This window comes from Yersinia aldovae 670-83 (assembly GCF_000834395.1).
GTDB classification, from domain to species: Bacteria; Pseudomonadota; Gammaproteobacteria; order Enterobacterales; family Enterobacteriaceae; genus Yersinia; species Yersinia aldovae.
In genome coordinates this window covers 4,433,439-4,445,796 of sequence record NZ_CP009781.1, presented here as the reverse complement: position 1 = coordinate 4,445,796, position 12,358 = coordinate 4,433,439, and the positions used below count along the sequence as shown (strand labels likewise).

Here is a 12,358-nt window from a genome sequence, read left to right as displayed (position 1 = left end):
AAATATCATTAATTAAATAAAGCACATATATAGTTAACACCTGCGCGAGCAGATCCGCCCTATTCTTTTTTGCATTTCATTTTTACAAGAAACAGCAAATTCCTTTTTGCGGTAAAATAGTTAGCTAACATCAGTTTGGATTTGATGTTTTTTATTATTTACCATTTTCATTCAACACAGAAACTGTAAATTTCTTCTCACTTTTATCAACGAAAACGATCTGATTAGGCTTAGCATCGTGATCGCGTAAAATAAACTTACCAATTTCTGGTGTAATATTCTGTTCAATATAACGAATCAACATACGTGCACCCGTTTCTGCAACCGAACAACGGCTTACAACGTCGTCAACGACCTCATCGCTGTATTGCAAGGTGAGCTGATGCTGTGACTGCAAACGTTCGCCAATACGATCCAAATGCAACCGAACAATATGCTGCAACGCACTTTGCTGTAGCGGTAAATAAGGAATCACAGTGACGCGACCTAAAAATGCGGCCGGGAACACTTTCAGTAATTCCGGTTGTAAAGCACTTAATATTCCATCCTGATCCGGCGCGGTATCTGGGTCCGCTAATAAGTTACTTAACAATTCACTGCCGACATTACTGGTTAACAACAAAATGGTATTTTTAAAATCGATAAAGCGCCCTTCACCATCTTCCATCTGACCTTTATCAAATACCTGGAAGAACAATTCATGTACATCTGAATGCGCTTTTTCAATTTCGTCTAACAGCACCACACTATATGGTTTACGACGTACAGCTTCAGTTAATACACCGCCCTCGCCATAACCCACGTAGCCCGGTGGTGAGCCTTTTAATGAGGAAACCGTGTGTGATTCCTGATATTCGCTCATATTGATAGTGATAAGATTCTGCTCACCACCATACATACTTTCAGCAATGGCCAATGCCGTTTCTGTTTTACCCACACCAGACGGGCCAACTAGCATAAAGACGCCCAGCGGTTTTCTTGGGTCTGCCATGCCGGCACGCGCGGTCATAATGTTTTCACTCAACTGCACCAACGCATGTGGCTGACCAATAACACGTTCTTCAAGACGTTGCGGCAGTTCCATCACCGCACGAATATCGTCTTTCAGCATTTGTCCAACCTGAATCCCGGTCCAGTCTGCAACGATATTGGCAATCACGGTTGCGTTAACTTCAGCTTGCACCAATGGCTGTACGCTACGAACCTGCAAAAGCTGCTCTTCTAGCTGTGCTAATTGCTGCTGATGCTGCTGGCGCTTTTCTTCATCCACTGTTGGCTGTGAAACCAGTTCATACAGATCACTTCGCGTAGTGGTAATCGCGGCGACCAACTCTCGCTCTGCCTGCCAACGTTGGTCAAGCTTGCTTGCAGCTTCTGAATGCTGGGCTATCATCGCTTGCAACTGCTCAGCACGATCGCCCTGCTCTTTACCAAAGTGCCGCGCTTTTTCCAGCGACGACAGCTCGGTTTGTGCTGTTTCACTCTGGAATGTCAGTTGCTGCAATTCTGCTGGTTGTGAGAATTGTGCGACAGCAACGCGTGCACAGGCGGTATCAAGCAGACTAATCGCTTTATCCGGCAACTGGCGCGCAGGGATATAACGGTGCGATAACCGTACCGCTGCTTGCAAGGCTTCATCCATGATCCACACGCCATGATGCTTCTCTAACGCCGGTGTCAGCCCACGCAGCATGGAGATTGCAGTATTCTCATCAGGTTCATCGACCTGAAGCACCTGGAAACGACGCGTTAGCGCCGGATCTTTTTCAATATGGCGTTTAAACTCACTCCACGTCGTAGCACCGATGGTACGTAACTGACCACGCGCCAAGGCCGGTTTGAGTAGGTTTGCGGCATCACCGGTGCCTGCATTCCCGCCCGCCCCCACCAGAGTGTGGACTTCATCTATAAACAAGATTACCGGTGTGGGTGAAGCCATCGCCTCGTCTAACACATTCTTCAGACGGGCCTCAAACTCGCCTTTCATGCTGGCACCGGCAGAGAGGGCTACAACATCTAACGTCAACAGGCTTACTTGACTCAGTGCTGGCGGCATTTCACCCGCTGCAATAGCCAGAGCCAGACCTTCAACTACCGCCGTTTTACCCACGCCAGCTTCACCGGTCAGCAGCGGGTTGTTTTGCCGACGGCGCAGCAAAATATCCACCATCGTGCTGATTTCATGATTACGCCCCAGCACCGGGTCTATCTTGCCTTCGCGGGCTAATGCAGTCAGGTCTGTTGTGTACTGCGCCAAGGTTGCTGTGCTTTTGCCGCCAATCGCATTGCTGGCCTCGCCGGGTAATGCACCGTCATACATTGGACTACCGTCGGTGGCCGCTTCATTCGCTTCCGGCGATGTCTGTGTAATAAAGTTAAAATCGCTACTTAAATGCTCCAGAGGAATTTTTTCCATCTCTGGTGCAATCGTAAACAGTGCCCGGCGCAGTTCCATATTGGTTAGCATTGCCAACAACAGATGACCGCTACGAATGCGTGTGTCTAAACATTCCAGGCTGGCGTACACCCATGCCCGCTCAATAGCTAATTCGATATGGTATGAAAAATCTGAGATGCTGGTCGCGCCAACTGGCAGACGGGCCAGCGCTTGAGCTAAACCACGCTCAAAAGCGTCTACATCCACAGCAAAATAACGAATAATATGTTTAAGGTCGTTATCTTCCTGGTGCCAGAGTTGATTCACCCAGTGAACTAACTCTACATAAGGGTTGCCACGTAATTTACAAATCGTAGTCGCGCTTTCAATACCTTTGAAAAGAGTGGCATCCAGCTTGCCGAAAAGGTTTTTCCTTGTAATAGCCACGTTGTTTATCCTGGTCTTTTTAACTGTATTCACATCTGCATGTATTTATGTCTACATGTGTATATCAGCTTATATGTTTATGTGTGTTCATGTAGTGTCACGAGGTAATTATTATTACGCCGAGAACTTTTGTGGGGCTAAGAGTAATGGGATGAAATAGAAAACGAAAGTGTATTTATTCGATATTCTGCATTTTAAGAATTTCGCTCACCTTTATATCCTACTAGGATAAATATATATTAAGATCTAACGAAGCACTCGTGTGGGATAATTCCATTAATTACTCGGAAACTTCCTACAAATGGAAATATAAACGAAATTAAAATAAAATAAAGATAAAAGAAAATTAGGAATAGTGCCCATACTAAAGTCCTAAAGTTCTGCCAAGAGAACGACGCAACCAATTGATTATAATGGATATTATCTTATATCGCTGCGTGCTTACATTATAGACACTTTAAAGTGCGTTGAGCCAAACATACATGCATGTAATAATTCCTCCTATTAAGTAGGATTTAAAAAAATATTATTATAAATCCTCACCTGCATCATCAGCACCGCAGATGAAGATGAGAATTATTATTTTTTACGCGTGCAAATACAATTGATAAAACTATTATTTCGTTATCTCTGAATGCGTTGAATCCGAATAAATCAACATAAACAGACGCAATTCTGCTGATTTAGGCGAAATAAAGCTGACATAACAACCGGGGCAGTAAGTGGACCACAAATTTCTCGACTACTATAATAAAGAACTGACGTTCATGCGCGAAATGGCGCAGGAGTTCGCAGATAAGCATCCTAAAATAGCGGGCCGCTTAGGTATGCATGGAATTGAAGTCGCCGATCCTTATGTCGAACGCCTGATTGAATCTTTCTGTTTTTTATCAGCCAGAACCCAAATTAAGCTGGATGCCGAATTCCCTAAATTTACGCAGCGCTTGCTGGATATTGTCTACCCTAATTATAACTCCCCTACCCCGTCAATGGGGGTAATTCAGCTTAAGCCGAACCTTAAAGAAGGTGATCTGACTCAGGGTTATAACGTCCCTCGCGGCAGCTCCTTCTTCACGCACATTGCGCCTGGTGAGACTACCCGTTGCGAATTTCGCAGTGGGCAAGATGTCGGATTATGGCCACTGGAGATAACAGAGGCACGCCTCAGCTCTGTCCCTCCTGATATGCCCAATCTGGAAAAACACCGGATTGCCTATCACCGGCTGAAGGGAGCCTTGCGCATTAAGTTAAAGCTGGTTGGCGACTTGCAATTTTCACAGCTCGAAGGGCTTGATCGGCTGCCTATCTATATCAATGGCGACGAGAGAATAGTCTCTCATATCTTCGAACTTCTACATGCCAGTCATGTTGCGACCATCATTCGGGCAGGCCACGGGGTGACAGCCGAAGATACCGTGATCAGCGATAATCCTCTCGCTTTTGAGGGGTTAAGCCCTGATCAAAGCCTGCTGCCGTTGTCATGGAATATTTTCCACGGTCATAACCTGATGCAGGAGTACTTTACCTGCCGCCAGCGGTTCTATTTCTTTACCCTGACACAGTTGTCCAAAAGTCTGCGCAATAATCATACTAACGAAGCGGAGATTATTATCTTACTTGACCGACTGCCGCAGGAGTTGGTGAGCCATGTTGCCCCCGCGCGTTTTCTATTAAATTGCACTCCGGTGATCAATCTATTCCCAAAACGAATGGATAAAATTGAGATCAATCGAGCGCTGAACGATTTCCACGTTGTGCCAGACCGTAGCCGTCCACTCGACTACGAGGTCTTCTCGATCAATAAAGTCTTTGGCCAACAGGCCGAAACCAGCAAAGAGGTGGTATTTAACCCACTTTATCAAACCCGGCATTGTGACAATGGCAACTTTGGCCGCTATTTCTCCATCACTCGCAAGCCCAGAACGGGTCAGAATAACAAACGTAAATATGACACCCGGACACCTTATGCCAGTACTGAGGTTTTCGTTTCGCTGGTTGACCAACAAGAAGCGCCTTATGGCGATAGCTTGCGTTATCTGTCCATTGAGGCTCAGGTGACTAACCGCGACCTGCCACGTCTTATTACCAGTAATGGTAACTTTGAATTAACCATGTCGGATTCGGCACCGGTTCATGGTGCGCGCTTCGTATTTCAGCCCAGCGCCCCACGCGCGCCTTTTGCAATAGACGAATCTGCCTGGCGATTGATTCGCCAACTCAGTTTCAACTATTTGCCGTTATCCGACATGACCCACGCCAATGGCGGTGAGTCGCTGCGTAATATGCTACGCCTGTTTGTTAATGCGTCAGATCTCGAATCGAATACCCAAATCGATGCTTTGGTTGGCTGTAAAAGCGAACCGGTGATCCGCCGGCTACCCGGTAATGGCCTGCTGGTCTATGGTCGCGGCATCTGTTGTACCCTGACTGTTGACGAAGAAGGATTCTCCGGTATCAGCCCTTATCTATTTGGCTTGATTATGGAAAATTATTTGGCGCGTCATGCCGCGATCAACGTATTTACCGAAACCGAATTGCATTCGATGCAACGGGGACGCGTTGGACAGTGGAAGGCCCGTCCTGGCAGACGAGGTGTGCTGTAATGCAAACCGATAAGGATAATCCAGAGCATCAACTCAATCTGGATACCTGGTATCAGCAGGCAGAGCCTTGGAATGCAGGTTTTATCAGCATGATGCGCGCTAACGCAGCCCGCACACCTGACATGCCTGCGCCCGGAAAGGCCATGTTACCGGCGCAGGAAACGTTTCGTATTGGCCAAAGTGCCCATATGGCATTCTCCCCTCGCGAGATATCCCATGTAGAAATGAAAGATGGGAAGATGGACCTACAGCTTTTTGGGCTGGGGATCTGGGGGCCACACGGTGCGATGCCGTTACAAATGACCGAACTGGCCTATACCCGCGCTGAGCTGCATGACCACACGATGACCGATTTTGTCGATCTATTCCATCATCGGGCGATATCACAACTTTATCGTGCATGGTTTGTCTCTCAGGACACCGCCTCGCTGGATAGGCAACATGATGAGAGATTCTCTTTTTATATCGGCAGTTTAGCCGGGCTTGATCCCGCGGAACTGGCACACAGTGCGCTGCCGGTTCATGCCCATCTCGCCTCATCAGCACACCTCATTCGTGAAGCGCGTAACCCCGAAGGCTTAGTCGGTGCGCTGCAATACTACTTCGAAGTGCCGGTTAGCATGGTCGAGTACGCCCAGCAGTGGATCTTTCTGGATAAAAGTGACCAGACCCAACTGGGCGATGGCGCTTCAGCGATGATGCTGGGTGACGGTGCTATTTTGGGCGATACCGTTTTAGACCGGCAGCACAAGTTTGAACTGATTCTCGGCCCACTCAGCTTGCAACAATACTTACGCTTTAGCCCATCCGGACAGGATTTACCTGTCTTACGTGAATGGGTACGTAACTTTGTTGGGTTTGAATATGCCTGGGAAGTGCAATTGCTGTTAACCGCCAGTGAGGTTCCCACCGCGACGCTAGAGGGGGGAAGTCAGTTGGGATACACCAGTTGGTTAGCCCGCGACGATACATCTGCCGATGTGCGTGGAATGAGCTTTGAGCCAGAAATGCACCGTTATTAATTCATCAGCATCACGGCTATATGTCCGAGAGCAAAAAATTAGACCACAACGTCCACCCATGACGTTAAAAGGAAGAAACATGAGTGTACAGAGTATCGCTGAAAGTACAGGTTATTATCACAGCCTGATGCAGCCTATTCCGGGTGACCACCCTTGCGGCCTAAGTCTCGAATATGACTCAGCATTTCTTATGCTGCAAACAAAGCTCCAACCCAAGTTAACTGCCGAGTATGGCAACTTTGTTGAAGTCGCCGAACCCACTAACTGGACAGATACGGAGCGAAAATGTCTTGAGCTGCTGGGTAAAGCCAGGGATGTACGGCTGCTAATTATTCTGATGCGCTGTCGAATGCGTCAAATTGGTGTCAGCGCGTTGCAAGAAGGGTTTGAGGCGTTATTGTGGTGCCTAAGTACCTGGCCTGATGAGTTGCACCCTCAATTACTTGATGAAGGGGAATTTGAACCCTTTATGCGGGCCAATGCGTTTGCAGAACTGGACGATATTGATGGGTTTATCGCTGATTTTCGCAACCAGCCGTTACCGAAAGCCGCAGGAATGCAAATTTCAGTTAAAGAGTTTGAAAAAGCACACTCGTTTCCCCGCGAGGAAGGCGCACTGGAAGAAGCCACACTGGACGCGATTCAGCATGAATGGCTGGCGCGTTCCGATAGCGCGATCCTCTCATTGCAGCAAGCCTATGCGTTATTGTTGGAGTTAACAGCACGGCTTAACGCCTCGCTCGGGGAGATAACACCGGACTTTGTCAGGTTAACCTCGCTGTTGCGCCATTTTGGTGGGGCCGATATAACCCCCGTCATCGCCTTTGAAACGCCTGAATACATCGTGGCTTCAGAGGTTACTGAGCCATACATGGCCGTACCGGAGACGCTGCCTGAAGAAAGCATCACCGCACTCGCCATACCAGCAGATACGGTTGCCCCCATTTATCCACAACCGCCGCAGCCGCAAACACAATTACAATCGACACCTGTTGCAGTAGCGATACCCGCACCGCCAAAAGGGATTCAAAACCGCGCGGATGCTTTGTCTCGACTGATTGAAGTACGCCAATGGTTTGCTACTACAGAACCCAGTAGCCCGGTTATTGCTTTATTGTCCTTTTCAGAAAAAACAATCGGCAAAAGCTTTGGTGAATTACTGCAACTCATACCGCAGGAACTAATTTCTAAACTTGATGCAGGACAGGAGTAGTTTGCCATGACAAGGAAGCTTTTTATATTGGCATTAGGCGTTGTTATCGCAGGGCAGGCAGAAGCCATCTGTACGATTGACACGGAAAGCGACAAAGGGGGATCTCTACCATCAACCATGACATTGCCCGCGTTAACCATCACGATTGATGCCGATGCCCCCGCCGATACCACAAAATTTATTGCCGAGGCAAATACATCGACGCAGGGTACCAGGGTAACTTATACCGATTGTGCGATCGGTAACCCTTATGGCAAAAATGTCGCAGCCATGCTAGGTGCGGACTTAGGGAAAGGACTGTTTGCCACCAATATTGACGGTATTGCCATCAAACCTATGTGGAATAATGGCGGGGCCTTCGGCACGTTCAACACCAGCGCGGGAATGACATTTACCACTGACATTGGTCGTTGGACTTATCCGGCTAACTCCTACTTCAGGATTGAATTATATAAAACCAAGGACACGCTATCGTTGACCAATACGGCCGGTCAGCAGGTTCTGCCCGGTGGTACCGCAGCCTATAACTGGGTCAATAGTAATAACATCATCAACTACGCACAGAAACTGGATATTGGGCAAATTACCATCATCAGCACCCCATCTTGTACTTTTGACGGCACAAAAATTGTTGATTTCGGCCTCGTGACCTCAGGCAAATTAAGCAGTGGAATCGAGCGTAGCCTGAATTTTGATATCACCTGTAAAACCGATTATGGGCAATATTCAGCCACTGCCGCCATTACTACGCAAACCCCGACAGCCGATGGAAATTACATCAAAGTCAAAGACAACGATGGCCACGATGATCGGATGCGCATAAAAATTAGCGACAGCACCGGGAAATTGCTGGCACTCAATGGCAGTGACCGCGAGCAAAAGGTCAATATTGCCAGTGCCACACCCGCAGAATTCAAGTGGAAGGCAACTCTTGAGTCCGCCTCAGCCACAGCGAAACCCGCTAACGGTAACTTTACGGCGGCCGCAGAAATTATTTTGCAGGTTAATTAACCCATTACAGAAACACTGTTAATTTAGACGGATTATATATGCAGTCTTTATCTTCTATTTTTGTGAGCATCGCAAGCTATCGGGATCCAGAATTAATCCCGACGCTGCATGACATGATAAATACCGCTAAGAACCCTGAAAATCTCAATATTGCCGTTTTTTGGCAAGATGATAATGAAATTAATACTTTCACAAATCAGGGTATGCGGTTGATCGAAAGTAAAACCCATCTTGGCTATCCATTGCATCAGTTGGAATATAACCACGCGCGCATATGGATTTTAAGTGTGCATTATTATGAAAGCAAAGGTGCTTGCTGGGCCAGGCATATGGCTGAAGGGCTATTTCAAGACGAAACCTATTTCTTGCAAATAGACTCTCATTGCCGATTCATTCAGCACTGGGATCATGAAATGGTCACTATGTTAAACAGCCTGCGCGACAAAAGTCCTAAACCAATATTATCCAGTTATCCTCCGGGTTATGAACCCGGCGAGAACGAGGACAGAAAAGACTATGTCAGTCGCCTAATTTTTAGCGCTTTTACGCCGGAAGGTATGGTGCAAATGATGTCCATGCCTTTTACCGAAAGTGCGCCAGTGCGTTGCGGATATTTAGCCGCCGGCTTTGTATTTAGCGATGGCAGTTTTGTCCGTGAAGTACCAAACGATCCTGATATTTTCTTTATGGGTGAAGAAATCGCGATGGCTGCCCGTGCCTTTACGCATGGCTACGATACATATGCTCCACATAAAATTCTGCTCTGGCATTTCTATACCCGTAGCAAACACAGTAAGGTTTGGTCCGATCATAATAATGAGGCCAAGGAATCTGGTGCGGTGAAACTTGCCTGGTGGGAGCGGGATAAAATCGCTAAAAGCCGGGTTCGCACTCTGCTGGGTACCGAACAAGGTGAAGTTGAACTTGGCAGTTATACGCTAGGTACACAACGCTCTTTACAAGAGTTTGAATACCGTCTTGGTATCAATTTTAAAAAACGCGCTGCACATCCAGATGTCGCTGGGGCAAGTAAAGTGAGCTATTTCACTGACCTCCCCACCGCTCATGAACGGTGGTTAGAATCCCTGATTGTCGTGAATAAAAAAACGCTAAAAATAGAAAAGCACGAAGTGGATTTCACCCGTGAAGATGTGGAGTGGTGGCACATTGGCGTTTATAACGCACAAAATGCACAAGTAATGGCAGAACAAGTTGATATGAGCAATATGAAGAAAATCATTACCAAAATCGATGACTCAACCTTTGAGTTGAAACTGGCCTTTAATACCGAAACGGATTCAAACCCCCGCTCAGTCAGGATATGTCCTTATATCAGCCTACAGGGTTGGGGTGATGTTGTGGAGAAAACCTGGTGAAAAGCGAAGATATCTTTAAACAGATTTTAAGCGTCGATACCTTATTATCTTTCGATGGCATTATTCCGTCACTATCCGGCTTTCAATTAAAGCTGATCGCGCAGATTGAGGCGTTCGGCCTCGCGCTAAAATCAGAAAAACATCCACCAATCGAGGTCGACCGTTTATGTCATCAGCTTTGCCATTATCTGGATAAACGCACTGAACATGCCATTAAAGATAAGGGATTGAGTTGGGATGGTTACTTATTATTAGATTATTTCTACGGTTACAGCGCCCCCTCACCCACTGATAGCGTGAGCCTGGAAGCGTTATTAAACAGCGACGACGAAACTGTCTGCCAATATGCACTCAAGATTCTTGTCCTGTCGCGCAATTTGCCAACCCGTGATGTGAAATCACAGCAATTACTCGCGCGTTATGGCCATAAGTTGTTACCACCCAATATCATTTTAGTTGACGATGATATTGAGCCAGAGATCGAGGAAGCGGACAATAACGAGGAGCCGCCTAAAATTGACAAGATATTGGAACAACACCGAACCTGGCGCGCTTTAGCTTTGCCACTCTGCGCTATCGCGTTAACACTCTCCGCACTCTGGTTCTGGTGCTCTCGCTATTTAGGTGATCTGTCTTAAATGTTTAAGGTTAAATTAAATAAGTCGCTATTATTTTTATGGCTGGCAGCCGGTGGCATATTAATAGCAAGTATTAATTTTCAGGGTGCTACGTTATGGAATAACGTTATTTTCATTACGTTCCTGCTGCTATTGGTGCTCACCGTAGGGTGGCATTACGCCCTTAAACCGGAACAACCCCAACCTGAACCACAACAACCCCCTCAACCGGTAGTTGCACAGGTCGCGGATCAAGGTAATACCGTTATTTTAATCCTCGGTCCCTATGCTGCTAAGTGGTTTAGTAACCCTGGCGCTGCCGATAACACGCGTTTTTCCAGCCATGCTATCTGGATCTTAATTCCTGATCCGGAGACATTACAAAAACGGCTCAAGCATATTACGATGCATCATCCCTCCGCGCAGGTATTGGCTTTTTTCCCTTTCTTGCCGGATGTGTATGAAAATACATCAATTATTATTTCACAGCTCACTAAATGGCAAAATAGTTTTTCTGCACTATCACTGACAACGCCACTCTCATGCGTATTTGCTATCTATATTCAATTGAGTGAGGAGCGTCTTAGCCATAACTCTGATAACGCATATTGGACTGGGAATATTAATCTCGCCAATAAAAAAGAGGTCGATATTACAGCAGCGTTTCAAACATTGATCCAAAAACTGGAGTTGCAGGATACCAACAGTACGGCGTTCTCTTCTCAACGCCATGCAATGGCGCACAATCTGTTTATCTGGTTAAACGAATCTGGCGTGACAAATGCCTTACAAAACCTCTTTTCTCACACGTCATTACAATTAACTGATGTGATTTTATCCGACAACGGCAAAGGGTTTATCAAGCATGGTGCCTGGTCGGTATGGCTGGAAAAAACATTGGGTATCTTACCCGGTCTAGCCTCGGCATTATCACTCCCCCCCTTCCCGGAAGTGATTAATTGGCAAAAACCGCAGATAGCGCCAGCGGTGAAACCAGCGGTAATAGTACCGCCGCACAACCCAAAATGGTTATGGAGTCTGGGTTTTGCCACCATATTATTGGCCGTACACATGGTGCATTCATTCTCACATGAGAAAGTTCGCTATAAGCAATTTACCCAGCAGATCGCACCTTTCGATAATATAAATAATTTATCTATTCAAAACCTTGCTGACAACATTACAAAGTTAACCGCTAAGGGGGAAGGATTGTCAGCATGTGCTAATACATTTGATATCACGCACTGGGGGCTGTCTCAATGTGCAGCGTTATTGAGCCAAATAAACCATCGCGTTGAGGTTTATAAAAGTATTCCGGCGTTTAGTTCAGCTCAAATGGCTCCGCTATTTGACTCAAATAGCACAAAACTAAAACCGAATGCGCAAACTAACGAGATACTACATTCCCTGTTACAACTGCTAGAACATAATCAAGGCAGTAAAATTTTGATTGTCGGCCATTCGGACAATACCGGTAGTGATTCTTTCAATATGACTATTTCCGAACAGCGCGCATTAGTGGTTCGTGACTGGCTAATCAAAAATAGTTCGCTTTCAAGTGAAAATTTTATTATTCGGGGAATGGGTTCATTAGAGCCGGTCGCGTCTAATGATACAAAAATTGGGCAAGACCAAAACAGACGCGTTGAAGTGCTGTTGTTACCAAAACAAGACAAGAATGCTGGAGCTTAA

General features: G+C 46.5%; 8 protein-coding genes. 7 read left to right on the top strand and 1 reads right to left on the bottom strand.

Features of this window, described 5'->3' with window-relative positions; translation table 11 throughout:
• Positions 1–154: 154 nt before the first annotated feature.
• On the bottom strand, positions 155–2,824 hold the full coding sequence (gene tssH, locus AT01_RS20040) for a type VI secretion system ATPase TssH (RefSeq protein WP_042548414.1): 2,670 nt from the start codon (positions 2,822–2,824) through the stop codon (positions 155–157).
• Between the two features lie 722 nt (positions 2,825–3,546).
• Between tssH and tssF the strand changes: the two genes are divergently transcribed.
• The 7 genes from tssF to AT01_RS20005 all read left to right on the top strand — a co-directional run bounded on the left by tssF (position 3,547) and on the right by AT01_RS20005 (position 12,358).
• Positions 3,547–5,427 carry a type VI secretion system baseplate subunit TssF gene (gene tssF, locus AT01_RS20035; protein WP_042548413.1) on the top strand — a complete coding sequence of 627 codons (1,881 nt, stop codon included), beginning with the start codon at positions 3,547–3,549 and terminating at the stop codon, positions 5,425–5,427.
• A complete protein-coding gene (tssG, locus tag AT01_RS20030; RefSeq protein ID WP_042548412.1) occupies positions 5,427–6,449 on the top strand; it encodes a type VI secretion system baseplate subunit TssG in 1,023 nt (340 codons plus the stop codon). The genes tssF and tssG overlap by 1 nt, the downstream gene beginning before the upstream one ends.
• Before the next feature lie 79 nt (positions 6,450–6,528).
• Positions 6,529–7,662, top strand: a complete 1,134-nt coding sequence (locus tag AT01_RS20025) for a type VI secretion system protein TssA (RefSeq protein ID WP_042548411.1) — start codon at positions 6,529–6,531, stop codon at positions 7,660–7,662.
• Positions 7,663–7,668: 6 nt separating this feature from the next.
• Complete coding sequence (locus AT01_RS20020) at positions 7,669–8,673, top strand: fimbrial protein (RefSeq protein WP_042548410.1); 1,005 nt, start codon at positions 7,669–7,671, stop codon at positions 8,671–8,673.
• A 38-nt stretch (positions 8,674–8,711) separates the two neighbouring features.
• Complete coding sequence (locus tag AT01_RS20015) at positions 8,712–10,049, top strand: GlcNAc-transferase family protein (protein WP_042548409.1); 1,338 nt, start codon at positions 8,712–8,714, stop codon at positions 10,047–10,049.
• Positions 10,046–10,687, top strand: a complete 642-nt coding sequence (locus AT01_RS20010) for a hypothetical protein (protein WP_042548408.1) — start codon at positions 10,046–10,048, stop codon at positions 10,685–10,687. Before AT01_RS20015 ends, AT01_RS20010 begins: the two co-directional genes overlap by 4 nt.
• On the top strand, positions 10,688–12,358 hold the full coding sequence (locus tag AT01_RS20005; protein WP_042548407.1) for an OmpA family protein: 1,671 nt from the start codon (positions 10,688–10,690) through the stop codon (positions 12,356–12,358).

Coding starts and splice junctions, on each gene's coding strand:
- AT01_RS20025 (WP_042548411.1), top strand. CDS start 6,529: ATGAGTGTACAGAGTATCGCTGAAAGTACAGGTTATTATCACAGCCTG.
- tssG (WP_042548412.1), top strand. CDS start 5,427: ATGCAAACCGATAAGGATAATCCAGAGCATCAACTCAATCTGGATACC.
- AT01_RS20005 (WP_042548407.1), top strand. CDS start 10,688: ATGTTTAAGGTTAAATTAAATAAGTCGCTATTATTTTTATGGCTGGCA.
- AT01_RS20020 (WP_042548410.1), top strand. CDS start 7,669: ATGACAAGGAAGCTTTTTATATTGGCATTAGGCGTTGTTATCGCAGGG.
- AT01_RS20015 (WP_042548409.1), top strand. CDS start 8,712: ATGCAGTCTTTATCTTCTATTTTTGTGAGCATCGCAAGCTATCGGGAT.